This window comes from Thalassotalea profundi, from assembly GCF_014653195.1.
Taxonomy (GTDB): Bacteria; Pseudomonadota; Gammaproteobacteria; order Enterobacterales; family Alteromonadaceae; genus Thalassotalea_B; species Thalassotalea_B profundi.
Window position 1 is genome coordinate 21253 of the sequence record NZ_BNAH01000007.1, and the last position, 20995, is coordinate 42247.

The window sequence follows — 20995 nt, forward strand, 5'->3', positions numbered from 1 at the left end:
CTTTTATTCAATGAATCTATTATTTGTTTGTCTAAGGCGTTTAGATTTTGATGATGATTAAATAAAGTAAGTGACAGTCCAATGATAAATAATACAAATTGAACGGATACGTGCCACGATATTTTTTTTATTGTTCTACATTTTTTATTCACTTATCAGTCCTTTAAGGCATTAATAAACACTTGATGAAAGTGTTATCCACTAGTATAGCAAAATAAAATAATTCCACTTTTATATTCTATATTTATTAAAAACGTTTATTTTTTAAGAAATAGTTTGTAACTTTTTTCACGTTGAAGTGTAACTTTTTCACGTTCAGGGCAATTGAGTTTTATTGGTAATTTGATATAGACTGGTTGCATAAGTTATAACCAAAATAGTGCTAACTCTCAAAGTTAACGTTAAAGCTAAATAACTTACATCACATACAAACTACAATAATCGAACAAGGGAAAAATGATGGATAGACGTAATTTTATTAAGCTATCTGGCGTTGGTGCTGGAGCGATTGCATTACCTATGTCAGGTATTGCTGTATCAGCAGAGCAATTACTTGATAAGCCAATGGATATTAGCTACAAAAAGAAATTGGCTGATATTGCTTTAAATGCCGCTAAAGCAAAAGGTGCAACTTATGCTGATGCTCGTATTGGCCGTTATTTGAATCAATTTGTTACCACTCGGGAAGTACGTGTAGATAACATTGTTAACACTGAATCAGCAGGTATTGGTGTACGTGTTATAGCCAATGGTACATGGGGCTTTGCATCAACATCTAACATGACCCCCGATAGTGTAGCAAAAACTGCTGAAAAAGCGGTTGCTGTAGCCAAAGCAAATGCTAAATTTCAAACATCTCCTGTTGTATTAGCGCCAGTGAAAGGTGTTGGCGAAGTAAGTTGGAATACGCCGATTAAAAAAAATGCGATGGAAATCCCAGTTAAAGATAAAGTAGATTTATTGTTATCTGTTAATGATGCCGCGCTTAAAAATGGGGCTTCTTATATCACATCCGTTTTATTCCTTGTTAATGAACAAAAATACTTTGCTTCAACTGACGGTTCTTATATAGATCAAGATATACATAGATTATGGGCACCTTTCTTTGCTACTGCTGTTGGCTCAGCTGGTTTTAAACAACGTAATGGTTTAGGTAACCCTGTTGGTATGGGCTTTGAATACTTAGATGGCAGAGAAGAAGATAAAATTAGAATTTCTGGTGCAAGTGTTGGTTATAAAAATTCATACGATATGGTTGAAGATGCAGCTGCAGCAGGTAAACAACTTCAAGCAAAATTAAAAGCCAAATCGGTAGAGCCAGGAAAATATGATCTAGTATTAGACCCTGCACATTTAATGCTGACTATTCATGAGTCAGTAGGGCATCCATTAGAGCTTGACCGTGTTCTAGGCTACGAAGCAAATTATGCCGGTACCAGCTTTGCTACTTTAGATAAGTGGAAAAGTGGTAAGTTTAACTATGGTTCAGAAATTGTTAATTTGTTTGCAGATAAGACCCAACCGTATTCATTAGGTAATGTTGGTTACGATGATGAAGGTGTTCCAACAAAAGAATGGGATTTAGTTAAAGACGGAACATTAGTTAACTATCAAGCGATTCGTGATCAAGTACATATGATCGACCAGAAGGAATCTCATGGATGTTGTTACGCGCAAAGCTGGCGTGATGTTCAATTTCAACGTATGCCTAATGTATCTCTTCGCCCTAATGAAAAAGATATTTCTGCTGACGATGTTATTAAAGACGTTGAAAATGGCATTTATATTGCGGGTCGTGGTTCTTACTCTATTGATCAACAACGTTATAACTTTCAATTTGGTGGTCAATTATTTTATCAAATTAAAGACGGTAAAATTACTGAGCAAATTGAAGATGTTGCTTATCAATCAAACACACAGCAGTTTTGGAATAGCTGTACTCAATTAGCGGGTAAGTCTGATTATCGACTTGGAGGCTCTTTCTTTGATGGTAAAGGTCAACCATCACAAGTAAGTGCAGTGTCGCATGGTTGCCCAACTACGCGATTTAACAATATTAATGTTATTAACACCGCACGAAAAGTGTGATTTTGACAAGAATAATAACAAAGAAAGGAATAAATTTATCATGACTATATTTACAGAAAAACATGCTAAAGAACTGTTAACTAAAGTAATAGCTTATTCAAAAGCTGATGAAATAGAGTGTAATTTAGAAGGTGAAGTGTCGGGTAATATTCGTTACGCGAGAAACACAGTATCAACTGCTGGAGAGCAGAGTGATTTAACTCTAACTGTGCAGTCAACGTTTGGAAAACGTATCGGGACTGCTGTTATTAATGAATTTGATGATACATCACTTCAAAAAGTCGTTCGTCGTTCTGAAGAATTAGCAAAATTAGCGCCTGAAAACTCAGAGTATATGCCTAATTTTGGTAAGCAAAAATACCTTAAAGCCAATAACTTTTTTGAAAGTACGGCTAATGTTACTCCTGATGATCGTGCGCAAGCCGCTGAAAATAGTATTAAGCCTTCAAAAGCTAATGATTTAGTTTCATCAGGCTTTTTAGAAGAAAGCGTAAGAGCAATAGCTATAATGAATAGTTCAGGGGTGTTTGCATACAACAAATCAAGTAATGTTGATTTCTCTGTTACCATTCGTACTAAAGACGGCAAAGGCTCTGGCTGGGTGTCGCGTGATTATAGTGACGTTGCTTTACTTGATACTAAAAAAGCGTCACAAGTGGCTATCGATAAATCAAAAGGATCTGTTGATGCTAAAGAAATGGAACCGGGAAAGTACACAGTTATCCTTGAGCCAGCAGCAAGTGTTGGTTTATTAAATAACTTAGTACGCTCAATGGGACAGCGCGAAGCGGATGAAGGAAGAAGCTTTTTAAGTAATAAACTTAAAGAAGGAGAGAAAGGCCCTAAAAATAAACTTGGTCAAAAAATGTTTGATGAGCGAGTTCATATTTATTCAGATCCTAATGATCCCATTGTACCTGTCGCGCCTTTTGCTGGTAATGGTTATCCTAGAAAAAAAATTGATTGGGTTAAAGATGGCATCATTACTAATATGCCAAATACTCCATTTTGGGCAAAAGATACCGGCACTGAATATGTTCCTGATGGCGGACATTTTATTATGGCTGGCGGTGATGAATCGTTAGAAGATATGATTAAAAACACGCGTCGAGGAGTGTTAGTTACACGTCTTTGGTATATTAGAGGGCTAGATCCGCAAACATTACTTTATACTGGCTTAACTCGTGACGGTACTTTCTATATAGAGAACGGCAAGATTAAATATCCTATTAAAAACTTCCGTTTTAATGAAAGCCCAATTGTTATGTTAAACAATATTGAAGCTTTAGGTAAGCCTGAACGCATTGATGGTAACTTAGTACCACCAATGAAAATACGTGATTTTACCTTTAGTAGTTTGTCTGACGCCGTATAACGAGTCTTAACACCAAGTAAATAAAAGGAGGTTGAGTACTACCTATCTAGTACTCAACCTAATTTAATGAATAAACGAAAATTTTTAAAATCGCTTGCCGCATTGTCCGCTTCAGGTTGTCTGCCATTGTCTTTTACGACGAATGCAAGTGGAGATTTTGATTTTTATTTTACACGATTAAGTTATGAGTCGGGTGATTGGGAAGTCGATGAACGTATGCCGGCAAATCTTTTAAATTCTTTAATTGAATACACAAGTTTACGTGTAGATATAAAAGAGCGAATTATTCCTTTATCAGATCCTAGCATGTTAATAGCCCCTTTTTGTTATTTGTCAGGGCATCGTTTAGTGCAATTTACGCCAGAAGAAACTCAAAATTTCAAGCAATATATTGAAAATGGAGGGTTTGTTTTTGTTGATGATTGTAATCATGACATAGATGGAATGTTTGCTCGATCATTTGAGTTACAAATGAGCACTATTTTTGGTGAAGAAGCTTTACAAAAGATCCCGAATGATCATGCACTTTATTCGTCTTTTTTCGAATTTGATGGACCACCTCGTACTTCAATAGAGCTTAATGGATGGGGAGATGATTTAGTCCATGATTATCTTAAAGCCATTGAAGTAAATGGTCGAATAGGTGTGCTTTATAGTAATAAAGATTTAGGTTGTGAGTGGGATTTCGACTTTCGTAATAAACGTTTTATGAAAACAGATAATACACGTTTTGCCGTTAATATTGTGATGTATGCAATGACAGCCTAAACATAAATAGGTTATTGATCTTAGGCGTTAATAAAATGCATTAACTTGCCACGGTTTAGCGAGTTAAATATCACCAACGCTTAATTCTTAATATTTTAAATTTCTCGTAGTATTAGGTATACACATGAATGAACAAGAAGTAGAACAAACATTAGCAAAGCTTAATCAAGCCATTAATGAAGTCGGTAAAGTTATTGTCGGTCAATCTAAGGTAATTGAAGAATTGTTAATTAGCATTATGGCGGGTGGACATTGTTTATTAGAAGGTGTGCCTGGGTTGGCAAAAACTTTGATGGTGAGTTCATTATCTAAAACATTAGCGATGGATTTTAATCGTGTTCAATTTACCCCTGATTTAATGCCGAGTGACATTATTGGTACTGAAATTTTAGAAACAGATCATGACAGTGGAGATCGCTTTTTTAAATTTCAACAAGGCCCTGTATTTACCAATATTTTATTAGCCGACGAAATCAATAGAACACCACCAAAAACACAAGCGGCATTACTTGAAGCTATGCAAGAAAAGTCGGTAAGTTATGCGGGTCAAAATTATCAATTACCTCAACCATTTTTTGTTTTAGCGACTCAAAATCCTGTTGAGCAAGCCGGAACTTATTCGTTACCTGAGGCACAATTGGATCGATTTTTAATGTTTATTCGTGTGGGATACCCTAGTGCTGATGAAGAAATTGAAATTTTAAAACGCACTACGAGTAATGTTACAAGTACTTTATCTAAAGTGTTATCAGCACAAGAAATGCTAAATCTTCAATCGTTAACTCGTGATGTTGAAATATCAGATGCTCTAGTGACTTATATCACTCAATTGGTTAGAAATACTCGCCCGTCAAAAGACGGTGAACATTCATTATGTGAATCTGTTAATAAATATATTCGCTGGGGAGCCGGACCAAGAGCGGGTCAAGCCTTGGTTTTATGCGCTAAAGCAAAGGCACTTATGTCAGGTCGATACGCGGTAACCATTACCGATATTGAATTTGTCGCACCTGCTATATTACGTCATCGCATATTACTTAACTTTCAAGCAGAAGCTGAACAAATTTCAACTGATGATGTTATCACTGCATTGTTAGTGGATACTCCAAAGCCTGTTAGTCGTTTAAACTAATCGAGACTAGTAATCTACTGTGAATAATTTACTAGACGTTAAAGCTTTATCACGCAGTAAAGACTTGCCTTTTGTAGCTAAAACCTTAGCACAAGGTTTTTTGCATGGCAGCCATGCTAGTGTTCAACGTGGTGTTGGTATTGAGTTTAGTCAATATCGTGCATATGAACCTGGTGATGAATTAGCCAAGGTTGACTGGAAGTTGTTTGGCAGAACCGATAAATATTTTGTTCGTGAAGCTGAAAGGGAAAGTGATACTAATCTTTGGTTTGCCATTGATAGCAGCGCATCAATGGCACATGTTAATCAAGCATATAAAAACGAAGTTGGTGCATTAAGTAAGTTATATTTTGCTAAAATTTTATCGGCAACAATGGGATATATTGCTCAACAACAAGGTGATAATGTTGGCTGCTTGGCATTATCTTCTGTTCAACCAGTATTTCTGCCTCTTATGAGTGGCTATAAACATTGGCAAAGATTGTTATTATCATTGAATAAGATAAAAGCAGGCGAACATTTTCCTCATTATCAGCATGTATACGCCCAATTACAAACTATGCGCAGTTCAGGTATTGTTTTTCTGTTTAGTGATTTTTATCAAACTCATGATGAAATTTATCAATTAATTAAACAGCTTAATCATAAAGATCTTGAAGTTATCGCAGTACAACTTGAAGCGAATGATGAAGTTGAATTTGATTTTGATGATGTCGTACGTTTTCAAGATCTTGAAAGCCAAGATGAGTATTTACTTTCTCCTAAAGTCGCTAAGAAGTCTTATATGGAAAATAGAGGGTTGTTTAATCAACAACTACAAGTGTTTTTACAAAAGAATGGACTAACCCATTGGCGAATTAATATTGATCTACCAATCGACGAAATTCTTCACCAATTTATACAAGAACGGCAACGAGTAATAATGAAATGATGTCGTCTTTTTCTGCTTTTTCATTTATACAACCTTTGGCTTGGTTTGGCTTAGCTGCAGTCACTATCCCTATTATTATTCATTTATTGAGTAAAAGCAGAGGACGTTTAGTTAAATGGGGAACTACGAGGTTTTTACCTCAAGCTAAACCGATAAAAATGACAAAGTTTAAGTTAACTCAACGCCTACTGCTATTGTTGCGATGTTTAATCGTATTATTTTCACTAGCAATTTTAGCAAAACTATATATGACCGATGATAGTCGTACAGGTGAAACGGTGGTTTTAGTCAATAAAACATGGTTTAGCGATACCAGTGAACAGGATCGTATGCTACTTGAAGGGTATATAGAATCAAGTGAGCATCAGGTGGTTTGGTTAGATAATTTAGAAAGTGTAACGAAAGAAGATGTTATTAATTTTACAAATAATGAGAGTAATTATAACACCTTAGTATTAAATAGTTGGTATCAGTTAAGCTTAGCTGACACTCAGTTTATCAATGCAAAACAATTTATTGTTTTTAGCTCTGCAAATACTTTACAGTTTGTTGGAGAAAAAACGTTAATCTCTCGACCAATACAATGGAATATAAGGACAATTAAGCTTGAGAAAAAGATAAATGACCTTATTCAAGAGCCATTTAATGTCGTTCTCTTTGCTGATGATGGACATCAAATAGCGCTTGATTATTTAATTCCTGCACTAAATGTTATTAAACAATTTAATATTAAGCAGTTAACTTTACAGGTGATCACACAGGAAAAAGACTTAAATTTAATTAAACGACCAGACTGGTTATTTTATTTAACCAATAAACCGATAACAGAGCAATTTAATGAATGGTTGGTATTAGGTACAAATATTTTTATTGATGGCAAAAATAATGAGTCAGTTATCAAACAGGATGGTTTAATATCTAAAGGTTATGGCTTAATAAAACCAGTCAAAATTTATCAATATAATGAAAAAAATACTGGTGAAATAAAAAATACTGAACATCAAATTCTTTGGGCCGTAACTAACCATCAAGCAAGTAAAAATTTAACTATTAATAGTAAAACTAATGAAATTACACCGGTTTTAACTGTCTTTAAAAATTATAATTTAGATACAGGTATACCAAACGAAACAGCCGGTAGCTTATACCAGTATTATTCTTTACTTACACCGCAATGGTCTGAACTAGTCACTCAACCACAATTCCCGTTAGTGCTACAAACCTTACTTTTTGGAGAATTAATTACTTCACAGCAACAAGCGATTAACCAAATTTCGCCAGATAATCTTGATCAGTTAATCACGCGGTTATACGAGCAAGCCCTAACTATGCAGCAGCAAAAGGAAATGGCTAATACCTTTGATAATATCGCAAGTAGTTACAATGCTGAGGCTTATGAAAGCTATCACCAGCAAGTATTGGTGTGGTTAGGCTTTATATTAATGACTTTATTTATATTAGAACGATTACTAAGTGAATACTCAACGAGAACATCTGTAGTGGTAAGTAAAGATGACTAATAAAATCGATATTCACATTTGGTTATCACAATTTAGCTACCAGATTAAACGTAAAGTTTTGTTAGAGTTTATGATGCTCACGAGTCCAATTTGGGTATTGTTTTCTTATGTTATTTTGCATGTCTTTAACTTTTCTATTATCAGTATTGTTGGACTATTGGGCATATATTGTGTGTTTGTTTTATTACTGACACGAACACATTTTTATAGAGAAGTTAATGAAAGAAATATTTTAGAGCATTTGAATAGACAATTTCCTCAATTTGAAGAAAGTGCGCAACTATTAATTGTAGATAAGACAAAAAGCTCTCTCTTAACGAAATTACAGCAACAGAAAGTTGAGGCTTTATTTTCTCAGTTATTGAAAGATAAAGAATATAAACAAAAAGCGTTAGGTCATTATAGCTATAAATCTTATTTTATTGTTGCTCTAGTAATATTAACTAGCTTTTTTATATTAAAACCATTTACTCAATTTCATCACTGGGTTGATACAAGTGACTTTACCACGGCTAATATAGACCATGAAGATAATGTTACTCCTGTGACCTTGATGTCACAAAAAATTATGATCACGCCTCCTCAATATACCAATTTAACAAATGTTGACACAGATACTATGGATATTAACGCTATTAGTGGTAGTCAAGTTACATGGAAATTGGGTTTTTCTCAGCCAGAGTTAACTTATTCGTTAGTGTTTTCAAATGGAGATGAAATCGATCTTATACGAGAGAATAATACTTTTACTGCAAGTAAAAATATTGCTTATACCGGCTTGTATCAAATTAGAGCCGGGGATGAATTTTTGTCACAAATCTACACGATTGAAGTGATCAATGATCAACGACCTGTTATTAGGATTTTAACACCTAAACTTACGATTACGGAATTGTTAACCAATGCCCAACCTATTATTGAGACTCAAGTACAAGTGTCTGATGACTTTGGTTTATCTAAAGTAGATATTCTTGCTTCAATTGCTAAAGGCTCAGGTGAATCTGTTAAGTTTCGTGATCAAGTGTTTGAGTTTGACCGAGTAAAGAAGATACCGAGTGTTACGCAACAAAAAGCGGCATTAATTAATCTTAATGAATACCATAAAAGTTGGAATTTAGCTGATTTAGGTATGGAACCAGGGGATGAATTATATTTTACCGTTAGAGCATGGGATAACCAAAGCCCTGAAGCCCAGCAGACAAAGTCTATTACTAAAATTATACGTTGGTTGGAAGATAGTGAACAAGCGGCAATGGCGGACGGTGTATTGATTAATTTCATGCCAGAATATTTCAAAAGCCAACGACAAATTATTATTGAAACAAAGCAATTGATTGCAGATAGCGAATTACTTACTAAAGCAGAGTTTAGTGAAACGTCTGAATTATTAGGTATTGCACAAAGTGAATTGAAGCAAAAGTATGGGCAATATCTAGGTGATGAATTTGAAGGTTTCCCTAATGCAAATGCTAGTGAAGAGCCTGCTCATGAAGAAGAACACAGTGAAGGAGACGATCATGATACTCACGAAGCAGGTTCCGGTGAGGATTCCCATGAGAGTGAACATAACCACGAACATGCCCATCAAGCAGAAACTAATAATACTAATGAAGGGGTGCAGTCAGCTTATGATGCTGTGATTGCTGAATATGCACATACTCATGAAGATAGTGATATTGGCTTGATGGGAAAACAAGATCCTGTTGCGCTAATGAAACGTTCAGTCGCTAATATGTGGGAAGCAGAGCTTTATTTAATGTTATCTAAGCCAGAGCAAGCATTACCCTATGAAGAGCAAGCGTTAAAATTTTTAAAGATGGCGAAAAAAGCAGAGCGAATTTATGTTAAGCGACTAGGATTTGAGCCGCCGCCAGTTAGTGAACAACGACGTTATCAAGGTGAACTTGATGAGATTAGTTCGTTATCTCAGTCGCAATTTATTCATATTTCAACAAGCGATTATCAAAAATTAAGTCGCGCATTTATTTTTCTTAATCAAAATAGTTTAGGAAATCATGTGTCAATTGAAAGTGAACTTACAACAAATCAACGATCCTTATTGATTGATGTTAAGGAACTATTGGAGCAGCAAATAGAAGGCCGACCAGCACTCATTGAGTTTATTGCGACGATAGAAAGAATTTTGCTTGCTAATCATTTAATACTTGAAAACTGTGAAGGTTGTGTTGTTAATTTACGTAATAAAATTTGGCAAATTATGCCTATTCCTAAAGCGATTTCTTCACCTTCAATGTCACATGGCGATCCGCGTGAAACTTTAACATTAGAATATATTAATCAAATAAAGTTAAATGCTGAGCAAGCTATAAAAGTAAAGAATATACAAGGTGATGAAACCAAGGAGAAAAAATGATGTTGTTCGGCTCTAATTGGCTTTTTGCCTCTTTTAGTACGTTACACTATGTTATTTTTGCATTCAGTGTTGTTTTTCTTGTGATAACTTGCGTAAAAGTTTGGCAGCGTTACCAAGGTAAGTCAGCCTTTATTTCTAGTTTACTCTGTCTTGTTAATACATGTGCAGTTATCACTATGTTACTATTAATTTTGCCTATCTATCAGCAGAATCAAGTCAGTCAACAAGCAATTGTTATCACTAATAATTGCGATGAACAATTACTACAACAAGCAGTAGAACGTTATCGACTTGGAGATATTGAAACTTTTTTTGTTTTGGTTGATGCGCCTGAACAACGTGAGCGTTTACAGGGTTATTTTAAACAAGAAAAAATGTTACCGGATCTTGTTTGGTTAACTTCTAGTTATCAATTACAAAATTATCACCTTGGTAAAAGTCTAAGTAATCGTCAGCATTTAGAAAACAAACTTAAATTTAAAGCATTATATGTTTACGGTGATGGCTTTACCAAAGAACAATTAACACATCTTGATAGTGCAACTTCTAGTCTACGTCTTTATTATTTTCCATCTAAGCCTATGTTAGGTGTGGTTGACGTAAAATGGTCCCAAGAAGTGCTTTTAGGAGCGAATACATCGGTTTCAGGTACGCTACAATCTAGTAATATGAATAGTCTTTATCTTGTTGAATTGGTCGATGTTAATAATGATATATTAGTACAAGCCTCTCTTAGAGCAAATGAGCGTTTTTATTTTGAGTTTGTTCCTAAGGCAACTGGAATTAACAAGTACTGGTTAAACATACGTGAAAAGAGTAGTGATAAACTTTTAGTGCAAGAGACTATTCAGCTGAATGTTATACTTGGGGATAAGTTAAATATTTTGGTTCAAACGGCATCACCATCATTTGAAATTCGGCATTTAAAAAATTGGTTAGCTGAACAGGGCAGTCAACTAACACTGATCAGCCAAACAAGTAAAAATGCACATTTAACTCAAACGATAAATACCGAGCAGCAAGCGAAAACTACTATTGATTATTTATCGCTCGAAAATTTAGCTAATGTAGATCTACTTATACTTGATAGTCGTTCAGTTGTCGCTTTTTCTCAAATTCAACAGCAAGAGGTGATGTCAGCAATAAAGAAAGGACTCGCTGTATTTGTTTTTATTGATGATGCTTTGATAAAACCGCATCAACCTAATGCATTGATAAACTTTTTTCAAACATTTACCTCATTTCAAAGCGAAACCGATATAAATATTAACAAACCTACTGGTATTTATCTTCAACATAACACTGGTTCAAGTGCCAATGAGCGCGTACTTATTCCAAGTAATATTCGTTTGAACAATAAACATGGGGATAATTTAGTTATAAACGCCGAAAAACAGCCATTAGTTCTCTCTCAGGCATATGGGTTTGGTAGTGTGACTCTAAGTGCAATAAATAGTAGTTACCAATGGAAATTAAGTGGCTTAGATAATGATTATGGACAATATTGGCAATATTTATTAGGTCTACTTATTCACTCACAAGACAGCTTGAGTTGGATGTCAAAGGCGCATAAACCGATTTTATTTCCACTAGAAAGTACACGCCTCTGTTACCGCAATGAAGGTGAATCTATACGTGTCGAACAGCGTGCAGTTTTCAACTCGAATATCAATAGTGATAAAGCCTCAAATAACGCGACAACACCCGCAACACCTTTAGTTGCTAATAAACTCATTGAACGTGAGCACCATTATTGTATTGACTGGCTAATTACCACGAGTGGTTGGCATAAACTCAGCTTGATAGCTAGTGATATTACCAAAACTATGGATGCAGATATCGCCAATAGCGTTGAAACTTTTATTTATGTCAGCGAGGCTAACCAATGGCTTGCATTACAGCAAATATCAAAGCGCAGAGCTACAAAACTCAAAGCATTACCCAATCAAAGTAATGAACATACTAATGAAGATCCAACAATAAATACGTTAAATTATATTAAAGTTCCATTTAATAAATGGCCAATATGGATAGTGTTTATTAGTTGTTGTACCTTGTTATGGATCGAGAGAAAAATAGCTTAGTACGTATTGCTAAAACCATCTTTGGTTAAATAATCAACAAACAGTGCTATCAATTACATTTATTGCTAAATAAATCATGGTATTCGTCGATAACAAGATAATGTGATTTATTGAGTATTATTGTGCAAATAGAAGAATTGGATTCTCGTTTATTGATTGAAGAGCTGCAGTTAGGCGTCAAGCTTAATGAATGTGTTCATAGTCAACGACGATATGATTTTTCATTAATGTTATCAATGCTTGTTGATGATGTTTGCGTACATAGTCAATTTTCACTTCCTTTGACCGATAAAAAAGTTAATAAGGTTGATGAGGAATCATTAAGAAAAACGTTTAATGTTGGGCCGTCTACACCGTTAGCCTTAAATTCGTTAGATGAAATTAACCAGTTTCAACAAGGGCAATTAGTCGTTGATGCTCAATTAGCATCTATTCGCTTGGCTGATGCGCTTAACCCTAAAGCATTAGCATTTAGAAATGATGTTAAACATATTCCTCGTTCAGTTATGGATAACACTTCTTTATATTGCCAGCAACATAGATCAGAGCCAGCAAAGCAACGGTTACCGTTTAATGTCGATGCATGGTTGAATTCGGTACAAGAGACTGTTGTAAAAGCACCATTAATGGCTTAATAGTTTTGGCACAACACTTTTTAAATTTTTTACCGCTTGAGCAAAAACAAGTGTCATTTCGTTTTGGGTGGTTTAATTTGATATGTTCAAAAATATTACCGTCTAAATATCGCCATTGATTTTGTTCTATAACAAAGCGAGAGCATTCACTCATTTTGTATAATTGTTGTTGATGAAGATAATATGCATCAAAGATAACCGTAGGTAAAACTTGTGGATTAAAATTATCTATAGCAGTATGACTCGAATCATTAATATTAAGTTTTAACCAGTGCGTTTGTTCTGCCCATTGTAATATATCAATAATAGTGTTTTCTTTTTGTTTATAGTTGGCATAAGTTTTATATATATACTCAGCGTTTTTTACAGCATATGCACTGTAACGAGATCTCATTAGCTGTTCAGGTGTTTCAGGAATGAGTATTCCCGTGTGAAAAGGGTGGCAACAATGTGTAAAGTTTATAGTTGAACCACAATAACAAGACATAACTTAGCTATAAATAAATATTTTTAGTAATTTTAGCATATTTTATTGAATGAATCGTTTAAAATTAACGACTTAAAAGAAAAAGTAATGCTAAACTTTTAAAAGTACTACTGCAGAGCGAATAGGTGAGGAATAATTTTTCAAAATGTATTACAGAAAGCTACTTTTTTTTATGACTTTTTTTTCAGTAAGTACTTGTTTTTCTAGTGAATCGATTAAGCTTGCGGTTGAAAATAGCTGGCCGCCTTATTCAGATATCAATGGAAATGGAATTTCTAAAGACATAATTCAAAAGGCGTTTGCATCAGTTAATATAAATGTTGAGTTTATTGTTGTGCCCTACAAAAGAGCATTATTCTTGGCTGAAGTTGGAGAAGTAGTAGGTGCATTTAATGTGACTAAACAAGAAAGCACTACAAAAGTCTTCAGTTTTGGTGAAGAGGCTATATTGCAGGCTGAGGCTTCATTTTATTATGAAAACTCCAATAAATTGAATGTTAAATCAGCAAATGAAATACCTACTGGGGCCAGTATTGCCTTAATAATTGGATACGAGTATGGTAATGACTATGAAAAAAATAAACACCGATTTAATGAAATTAGAGTGTCAAATCAAAAACAAATAATACAACTTATTCGTAATAAACGTGTTGATTTAGCGATTATGTTTGATGAAGTAGCTAAGTATACATTGCGTGAAATGGGCTTAGAAAGGAATGATATCAAACAAGGGGGTATTAATCATAAAAGTGATATTTATGTCGCTTTTAATAAAAATCAAGAAACAACCCCGCTGATAAAACTCCTAGATCAAGGTCTTCGAAATATCAAAGCGGCCGAGAAGTAATTACAATTAAGTTCACACTTTACATTAATGTATTCGTCTGTTGTTTCTGATCACTATACATGACGTTTTGCTTAATTGAGCGCACTCACTTAGTTGCTCTATTTCTTTATCACTTAATAAAGGATTGCATAAAACAACGGCAGAACAGTTACCTTTACATAATGCACTTTCAATATTAGCTAGTACTATAGTTACTTTATTTGCATAGACTTTTAATATTTTTGATGTATCAATTGCTATATTTTTATTTAACTGATCAAGTGGCTGCGTGTCTGGGTTAATCATTAAAACCCATTTATTTTCTACAAAGTATTGTTGGCATATCTCTGCATATTGCTGCGATATATTAAAATCATTCTCCACATCAATAATACGCAAGTGTCCATGTTTAAACCCCTTGTTTTGATCTTTATTATTTAGGTTCTCTAAATATGATGAATTTAAGTTGTTGTTTAATATTGTATTATTTGAATTTGAGTTGAACATTATTAAATACCTATAAATTACTGTATAAACATACAGTACAGTGTATTTTTAATACGATCAACTCTTTTTTAATATTATTTTTATTAACTCTAAATGAGTACATGCGAATATCTAATGAATAATAATAGTGGACATTAAACTTAAGTGTTTAATGTCATCAACAGTGTTTTCTGCTTAACGTGATAAAAGATATGATGAGCTATTTTTAGTTTTAATTAAAATTAAATTAATAAATTAGGAGTGGTAGTTTTATTAAATAAAAATGGGATATTAAGAAAGTTAGGGATAGCTAAGCTTAATTAACTTTTAGTCACTTTTTTCAAAAAGTCATATAAAATAGTTAATTGAAAAAATGCTAGGTTAGTTATTTATTTGGCTCAATTCGTCAATACGATGCTGAGTTGTATTTATATAACATTTTTTATAAGCAGGGGCCGCTGATATATCAGGTGATAAATGTAGATATTGCCAACGACAGTTATTTTCACGGAAGGTAATGAAGTTATTTTGCGAGCGCTTGAACATATCTAAAGGTTGTTTTCTTCCCGTTTTCAATGAAAACTCTTCTAAGATAAATGTTTGATTATTTATCCAAGTTTGTAGTTCTCGATCAACAGATTCTTTTACTCTATCAAAACACATTGATAACTCTTTCGGTTCTTCGTGTTTATTCTCACAAGCTTCAACCGTTTTGACAAACCTTGACGATTGAGCCAATACATCAAAAATAGGCACAATAACAAGCAAAAAGAGTAATATTAATGGGAGAGGTTTTATCATGCAGGAAGTACTTTTTTATATGGCTTAACAATTACCTGAGAATAAACACCTGCGGCAATATACGGGTCTTCATCTGCCCATAATTGAGCATCAGTTAATGAATTAAATTCAGCAATTATTACTGAGCCTGTAAAACCAGCATTACCAGGATTTTCACTATCAATTGCAGGGCAAGGGCCCGCAACCAGCAATCGTCCTTGTGATTGTAATTCGGCTAAACGTGCGAGATGTTTATCTCTTACTGAAAGTCTTTTATCTAAGCTATTTTCTACATCTTGACTAAAAATTACATAATACATTAATGATCACTTATTCTGATTTATTGTCTGCTTTAGTAATAGACTCATTATTTTCTTCTTCTTTAGGTAAGTACTGATATATTGCCATAATTGATCCGATAGCAAAAACAAATGTTAAGCCCATTAAACCGAATACTTTGAAATTTACCCAAGTTTCTAATGAGAAATTATAAGCGATATAAATGTTGAGTACAGCACATACTAAAAAGAATAGTGCCCAAGCGTTATTAAGTCTAGCCCAAATGTTATCAGGTAAGGTTAAACCTTCTGACATCATCTCTTTTATCAGATTTTTTTTAAAAAATACTTGGCTAATAATAAGAACAGCAGCAAATAAGGCATTGATTATGGTAACTTTCCATTTTAAGAAAGCATCATCATGAAAAAATATTGTTAATCCACCGAAAACAAGAATTAAAGCAAAAAAGACTAAGTTACGTTTAGGAATTGCCTGTTTTTTATATAGGTAATAGCCAATTTGAAGTGCTGAGGTGACAATTAAAGAGCCGGTAGCCCAATAAATATCAGCAAATTTATAAAAGATAAAAAATATTACTAGCGGTAAGTATTCAAAAATGGCGTGCATAGATACTTCAAAATAGTCAGAAAATAGAGATTAATTCTATCTAAACCTTAAGAGAGATCCAAACTTTTATATAGAATAAAGTCGATTTCTTGTAAGAAAAGTCGACTTTATTCTAGTTTTTGGCTGAAAGCTGTTAGGTCTTACTGTAACCAAAGGGGTCATCAATCGAGTATGATGGTTCAGTAAACCATTTAGGGCCATTGTCAGTCATATAAAAGTGGTCTTCAAGTCGAACCCCAAACTCGTCAGGAATAACTAACATAGGTTCGTTTGAAAAACACATGCCTTTCGTAAGTATCGTGTCGTCACTCTTAACTAAATATGGCCATTCGTGGATATCTAAGCCAATTCCATGGCCTGTGCGGTGAGGGCATCCAGGTGTTTCGTATTCTGGCCCCATACCTTGTGTAGCTATATATTCTCTAGCGGCAATATCTACATTTCCGCATCTTTGGCCGAGTTGTGCTGCATTAAAGGCTGCAATTTGTGCTGCTTTTTCAACCTCCCACATAGTGCGTTGACGTTCACTTGCTTCACCAAAAACATAAGTACGGGTAATGTCTGAGTTATAGCCTTCAACTTGGCACCCTGTATCAATTAGTACAATATCATTTTCGGCTAAATTTTTAGGGTTTTTAACGCCATGTGGAAATGATGAATCTTTGCCGAAAAGGACAATACAGAAGTATGAACCGGCAGGAGCTCCTACTTTTATATGTGCTTGGTTAATAAACTGGGTAACCTCTGCTGTTGATATTCCAGCATGTAAAATTTTGGCAACGGATTTATGAACTTCTAAAGTCATGTTTTTTGCTGTTTGTAGTAAAGCAATTTCATGTTCAGATTTCTCACTTCGACAACCCGCGGTAATATTTTTAGCATTGACTAATTCTATATTTGTTGTTGCTTGTTGAATGCCATTACTAATGAAAAAAGCAGTAGCTTCATCTATTGCTAATTTACCTGATGTGATGCCCATTGTTTTTAGAACATTTGCACACAAATCATAAGGGCATTCATGTTCTTGCCAACCGTGTATTTTACCTTTAACAGTCATATATTGATTTAATGTGTTTATTTCAAAGTAAGGTGAAATGTACTCTATATCTCCTTCGGCAGGTAAGATAGCCCCAACCAAGCGCTCACTTGCGTACCAGCGAGTACCAGTAAAATAGTAAAGATTAGTGCCAGCATTTAAGTAAGTTGCAGAAATACCTTGTGCCTTCATTAGGTTCTGTGCTTTTTCTATGCGCTGTTTATATTCTTGTTCACTAATAGCGGTAACTTCACCAGTCATATTTTCTAGTTTTGCTAATTCAATTTCAGCGGTTGAACCGCCAACGCCAATAGTCATATCAACCTCGTTGTTATTCTTTATAATAAGATAATTTTAAAATAATACTTACATATTGTATACAATTTAGTGTTATTTAATGTTAATTACCTAAATTCTGTTTAATTTATGGGCATTTAATAAAATTATATGAAAAATAAGGTATGCTAATTTCATATTGAGAATATAAAAAATAGTAAGTATAAAAATACAATTACCGAGTAGGTGCTTTTAAATTGCATTCCTGTAATTGCTAATGTAAACATTATTGAATATTGACTATAATTAAAACGTTAATATTCAATTTCAGAAGATATTAAGGATAGTGGTGAGTAATAATAGTACAATTTTAGTGATTGATGATGCCAAAGATACGTTAATGTTGCTTGAGTTTGATCTCATTCAAGCGGGTTATAAAGTGATAGCTGCTAATGGAGGAGCTCAAGCACTTGAAATATTAAATAAACAGGCTGTTGATCTGGTGTTGTTAGATCTACATATGCCAAATGTTTCTGGAACCGAAGTATTAACCCATATAACTCGTACGGAGTTTTCACCACCAGTTATAATGCTATCTTCATCTGCTGATGAAAATGATGTGGTAAAAATGTTAGATATTGGCGCTGAAGATTATGTTACTAAGCCTTATATTGCGAAAGTATTGCTTGCGCGTATCCGCAATGCGTTACGTTTAAAAGAAAAAACTCAAAAATTAGAATCATTACTGAGAACTGATAGTTTAACGCATGTTAATAATCGTGTCGGGTATGAGGAATTAGCTAATAAAGCCATCAGCCATGCCAAAAGGAATAAGCATCAAACTGCTGTGGCTATGTTAGATATTGATCACTTTAAAAAAGTTAATGATACCTATGGTCATGAAGCCGGTGATCGCGTACTGGTTGAGTTTGCAGACTTACTTACTTCTTGTTTTCGCGATTATGATGTCGTGGGACGAATAGGTGGTGAGGAATTCGCTGTTTGTATGCCTAATATTAGCATTACCCATGCATTTGATGCATGTGAAAGATTTCGTAAAAGCTTATCGGAATTAGTGATTACGTTGGATGATAAATCAAATACGGAAATAACAATTACTGTCAGTATTGGATTGACGGTATCGAAAGAATCTGAATTTAGCCTTGATGATTTGATGCGTGATTCAGATAAGTTGATGTACCAGGCTAAATCGGCAGGGCGCAATAGAACCATCACTGAGTCTAACTCACCTAGTAGTGAAAAAGCTGGAGTGACTAAAAGCACAAAGGAGCATCAAAAAATGGAATATCGGCAGTTAAACAATGATGTAGAAGTCAAGTATCCAGGTATTGATATTGATATTGGGATAAATAATGTGCTTGGTGATGAGAGTTTATTTGAGGAGATTTTAGTCATGTTTTATCAAGATCATGGTCAGGATAAAGCTAAAATTGCTCAAGCAATAAGTGATAATGATATTTTAACACTTAAGTCACTCACTCATACGCTAAAGGGTGTTTCATGCTCTATAGGCGCAATGGAATTATTTAATCATACTAAAGCACTTGATTTGGCAACGAATGAGCAAAATAACCAAGAGTTTGAATACTTATATAAGCCAGTAGCCTTAGCTTTAGATAAAGTACTTACAGGGCTAGAAGCGAAACTGTCATCTAAGCTTTGAGTGAGTTGTCTCTAAGTTGAAGTGATAAATACTATCTCAAGATATTTCTTTAATACTATTCGAGTGTTATTTTAATATCTGAGGTTGGAATACAGCAGCAGGTTAGGATTTCGTTATCGCCAACGAATGCTAATGGCTCTCCGTTAGGATAGCACACTTGCCCTTTATTGAGTGTGACTCGGCACGCACCACAAAAACCATCTCGACAATGGTAATGTACATCGATATTATTTTTTTCTAAACAATTTAATAGTGTTTTATCATCAACAGAGAAAGATACTTTGTCATTATTAACCGTGACAACATGCTCAACTATAGGTATTTGATCTGTTAATTTATTATTAGCTTGCCCCATAACTAATACGGCTAAGTGCAAGGACAAACTAATAAGATAAGAAAGGACATAATGTTATAAGTCAAAACCGTCGAAGTCGTCACTTGATACTGATGAGTCTACTTGCCCAACTAAATAACTCGATATTTCTGACTCTTGTGGAGCTACTTGAACATTATCACTGACTAAATAAGCATTCATCCATGGGAGAGGGTTACTCTTTATATCAAACGGAGCATCATAACCAATAGCCGATAAGCGTTGGTTACAAATATATTCAATGTATTGATTTAAAATTTCTGCGTTTAAACCAATCATTGAACCGTCTTTAAATAGGTATTGAGCCCATTCTTTTTCTTGTTCAACCACATCAAGAAATATTTGCAATCCTTCATTACGTAATTGTAATGCGATTTCTTTCATTTCAGGATCATCTTTACCCGATAACCAATTATTTAAAATATGCTGAGTTCCGGTTAAATGTAAGGCTTCATCACGCGCAATTAATTTGATAATTTTAGCATTACCTTCAAGTAACTCACGTTCAGCGAAAGCAAATGAACATGCAAAACTTACATAAAAACGGATAGCTTCTAATGCATTGACTGAACATATAGCAAGGTATAAGCGCTCTTTTAATTTACGCTCATTTACCTCTAAAGTTTCGCCATCAACTTCATAGGTGCCTTCACCTTGTGATTGTAATAATTGAGTTGTAATAATTACCGAATCAAAATATTTTGCAATGCTAGTAGCACGTTTTAAAATAGCGGGATTAACAACAATATCATCAAAAACAGCACTAGGATCTGAGAATAAATTTCTTAAAATATGTGTATATGAACGTGAATGTATAGTTTCACTAAATGCCCATGTCTCAACCCAAGTTTCCACTTCTGGTAAAGATACTAATGGTAGTAATACTGCATTAACTGAACGAGCAGCCATACTGTCTAAGAGTGTTTGGTATTTTAAATTTGAAATGAATATATGTTGTTCAGAAGGAGTTAAGCTTTGCCAGTCAGCACGATCTTTTGATACATCAATTTCTTCAGGACGCCAGAAAAAAGAAAGTTGCTTTTCAATAAGCTTCTCAAATGCAACAAACCTCTGCTGGTCATAACGGGCAACATTAACACTATTTCCCATAAACATTGGTTCTAGCAATGCATTATTTGGGTTTTGGTTAAATGTAGTATAGGTCATTTATTACTCCTTGATTCGCCATATTTACCAATTTTTGACGAATCATAAACAGATTATTATTATTTTA

19 protein-coding genes are annotated in these 20995 nt (G+C 34.2%); 11 read left to right on the plus strand and 8 right to left on the minus strand.

The window, feature by feature from the left end; genetic code table 11:
- The first annotated feature begins 459 nt into the window (after nt 1-459).
- From IE155_RS09905 to IE155_RS09945, 9 genes are all read left to right on the plus strand, one after another.
- Nucleotides 460-2088 carry a metallopeptidase TldD-related protein gene (locus IE155_RS09905; protein ID WP_189378099.1) on the plus strand — a complete coding sequence of 543 codons (1629 nt, stop codon included), beginning with the start codon at nt 460-462 and terminating at the stop codon, nt 2086-2088.
- A 40-nt stretch (nt 2089-2128) separates the two neighbouring features.
- A complete protein-coding gene (locus tag IE155_RS09910) occupies nt 2129-3463 on the plus strand; it encodes a TldD/PmbA family protein (RefSeq protein ID WP_189378100.1) in 1335 nt (444 codons plus the stop codon).
- A 66-nt stretch (nt 3464-3529) separates the two neighbouring features.
- Nucleotides 3530-4231: a DUF4159 domain-containing protein gene (locus IE155_RS09915; protein ID WP_189378101.1), complete on the plus strand. Its 702-nt coding sequence runs from the start codon at nt 3530-3532 to the stop codon at nt 4229-4231.
- A gap of 124 nt (nt 4232-4355) precedes the next feature.
- On the plus strand, nt 4356-5363 hold the full coding sequence (locus tag IE155_RS09920; RefSeq protein WP_189378102.1) for an AAA family ATPase: 1008 nt from the start codon (nt 4356-4358) through the stop codon (nt 5361-5363).
- Nucleotides 5364-5382: 19 nt separating this feature from the next.
- Nucleotides 5383-6294, plus strand: coding sequence for a DUF58 domain-containing protein (locus tag IE155_RS09925; protein ID WP_189378103.1), 912 nt, complete (start codon nt 5383-5385; stop codon nt 6292-6294).
- Nucleotides 6291-7814 (plus strand): BatA domain-containing protein, encoded by a 1524-nt coding sequence (locus IE155_RS09930; protein WP_189378104.1) that lies wholly within the window; start codon nt 6291-6293, stop codon nt 7812-7814. The genes IE155_RS09925 and IE155_RS09930 overlap by 4 nt, the downstream gene beginning before the upstream one ends.
- The gene (locus tag IE155_RS09935; protein WP_189378105.1) at nt 7807-10188 is read left to right on the plus strand and encodes a hypothetical protein; all 2382 of its coding nucleotides are present in this window, start codon (nt 7807-7809) and stop codon (nt 10186-10188) included. Before IE155_RS09930 ends, IE155_RS09935 begins: the two co-directional genes overlap by 8 nt.
- Nucleotides 10185-12272, plus strand: a complete 2088-nt coding sequence (locus tag IE155_RS09940; RefSeq protein WP_189378106.1) for a hypothetical protein — start codon at nt 10185-10187, stop codon at nt 12270-12272. The genes IE155_RS09935 and IE155_RS09940 overlap by 4 nt, the downstream gene beginning before the upstream one ends.
- Nucleotides 12273-12394: 122 nt before the next feature.
- Nucleotides 12395-12907 (plus strand): VC2046/SO_2500 family protein, encoded by a 513-nt coding sequence (locus IE155_RS09945; RefSeq protein WP_229817206.1) that lies wholly within the window; start codon nt 12395-12397, stop codon nt 12905-12907.
- Here IE155_RS09945 and IE155_RS09950 read toward each other — a convergent pair.
- Entirely contained in the window at nt 12843-13394 is a 552-nt protein-coding gene (locus IE155_RS09950; protein WP_189378108.1) for a YchJ family protein, read from the minus strand. The genes IE155_RS09945 and IE155_RS09950 overlap by 65 nt on opposite strands.
- Before the next feature lie 172 nt (nt 13395-13566).
- On the opposite strand from IE155_RS09950, the gene IE155_RS09955 reads away from it, so the two are divergent.
- Nucleotides 13567-14241, plus strand: a complete 675-nt coding sequence (locus IE155_RS09955; RefSeq protein WP_189378109.1) for a substrate-binding periplasmic protein — start codon at nt 13567-13569, stop codon at nt 14239-14241.
- A 24-nt stretch (nt 14242-14265) separates the two neighbouring features.
- On the opposite strand, the gene IE155_RS09960 is transcribed toward IE155_RS09955, so the two are convergent.
- The 5 genes from IE155_RS09960 to IE155_RS09980 form a co-directional block, all read right to left on the minus strand.
- Nucleotides 14266-14727, minus strand: coding sequence for a hypothetical protein (locus IE155_RS09960; protein WP_189378110.1), 462 nt, complete (start codon nt 14725-14727; stop codon nt 14266-14268).
- Between the two features lie 360 nt (nt 14728-15087).
- A complete protein-coding gene (locus IE155_RS09965; protein WP_189378111.1) occupies nt 15088-15507 on the minus strand; it encodes a lysozyme inhibitor LprI family protein in 420 nt (139 codons plus the stop codon).
- Nucleotides 15504-15806, minus strand: coding sequence for a YciI family protein (locus IE155_RS09970; RefSeq protein WP_189378112.1), 303 nt, complete (start codon nt 15804-15806; stop codon nt 15504-15506). The genes IE155_RS09965 and IE155_RS09970 overlap by 4 nt, the downstream gene beginning before the upstream one ends.
- A gap of 10 nt (nt 15807-15816) precedes the next feature.
- Complete coding sequence (locus IE155_RS09975; RefSeq protein WP_189378113.1) at nt 15817-16392, minus strand: septation protein A; 576 nt, start codon at nt 16390-16392, stop codon at nt 15817-15819.
- 133 nt (nt 16393-16525) lie between these two features.
- Nucleotides 16526-17746, minus strand: a complete 1221-nt coding sequence (locus IE155_RS09980; RefSeq protein WP_189378114.1) for a M24 family metallopeptidase — start codon at nt 17744-17746, stop codon at nt 16526-16528.
- A gap of 307 nt (nt 17747-18053) precedes the next feature.
- On the opposite strand from IE155_RS09980, the gene IE155_RS09985 reads away from it, so the two are divergent.
- Entirely contained in the window at nt 18054-19388 is a 1335-nt protein-coding gene (locus tag IE155_RS09985; protein WP_189378115.1) for a diguanylate cyclase, read from the plus strand.
- A gap of 55 nt (nt 19389-19443) precedes the next feature.
- Here the strand turns inward: IE155_RS09985 and yfaE are convergent, their stop codons facing one another.
- Nucleotides 19444-19764, minus strand: a complete 321-nt coding sequence (yfaE, locus tag IE155_RS09990) for a class I ribonucleotide reductase maintenance protein YfaE (RefSeq protein ID WP_229817207.1) — start codon at nt 19762-19764, stop codon at nt 19444-19446.
- Between the two features lie 33 nt (nt 19765-19797).
- On the minus strand, nt 19798-20928 hold the full coding sequence (gene nrdB / locus IE155_RS09995) for a class Ia ribonucleoside-diphosphate reductase subunit beta (protein ID WP_189378116.1): 1131 nt from the start codon (nt 20926-20928) through the stop codon (nt 19798-19800).
- Between the last annotated feature and the right edge of the window lie 67 nt (nt 20929-20995).

Bases quoted from the DNA above. Each gene is read 5' to 3' on its own strand.
- IE155_RS09920 (WP_189378102.1), top strand. From the start codon at position 4,356: ATGAATGAACAAGAAGTAGAACAAACATTAGCAAAGCTTAATCAAGCC.
- IE155_RS09940 (WP_189378106.1), top strand. From the start codon at position 10,185: ATGATGTTGTTCGGCTCTAATTGGCTTTTTGCCTCTTTTAGTACGTTA.
- IE155_RS09915 (WP_189378101.1), top strand. From the start codon at position 3,530: ATGAATAAACGAAAATTTTTAAAATCGCTTGCCGCATTGTCCGCTTCA.
- IE155_RS09960 (WP_189378110.1), bottom strand. From the start codon at position 14,727: ATGTTCAACTCAAATTCAAATAATACAATATTAAACAACAACTTAAAT.
- IE155_RS09950 (WP_189378108.1), bottom strand. From the start codon at position 13,394: ATGTCTTGTTATTGTGGTTCAACTATAAACTTTACACATTGTTGCCAC.
- nrdB (WP_189378116.1), bottom strand. From the start codon at position 20,928: ATGACCTATACTACATTTAACCAAAACCCAAATAATGCATTGCTAGAA.
- IE155_RS09935 (WP_189378105.1), top strand. From the start codon at position 7,807: ATGACTAATAAAATCGATATTCACATTTGGTTATCACAATTTAGCTAC.
- IE155_RS09965 (WP_189378111.1), bottom strand. From the start codon at position 15,507: ATGATAAAACCTCTCCCATTAATATTACTCTTTTTGCTTGTTATTGTG.
- IE155_RS09910 (WP_189378100.1), top strand. From the start codon at position 2,129: ATGACTATATTTACAGAAAAACATGCTAAAGAACTGTTAACTAAAGTA.
- IE155_RS09980 (WP_189378114.1), bottom strand. From the start codon at position 17,746: ATGACTATTGGCGTTGGCGGTTCAACCGCTGAAATTGAATTAGCAAAA.
- IE155_RS09955 (WP_189378109.1), top strand. From the start codon at position 13,567: ATGACTTTTTTTTCAGTAAGTACTTGTTTTTCTAGTGAATCGATTAAG.
- IE155_RS09905 (WP_189378099.1), top strand. From the start codon at position 460: ATGGATAGACGTAATTTTATTAAGCTATCTGGCGTTGGTGCTGGAGCG.
- IE155_RS09975 (WP_189378113.1), bottom strand. From the start codon at position 16,392: ATGCACGCCATTTTTGAATACTTACCGCTAGTAATATTTTTTATCTTT.
- IE155_RS09930 (WP_189378104.1), top strand. From the start codon at position 6,291: ATGATGTCGTCTTTTTCTGCTTTTTCATTTATACAACCTTTGGCTTGG.
- IE155_RS09970 (WP_189378112.1), bottom strand. From the start codon at position 15,806: ATGTATTATGTAATTTTTAGTCAAGATGTAGAAAATAGCTTAGATAAA.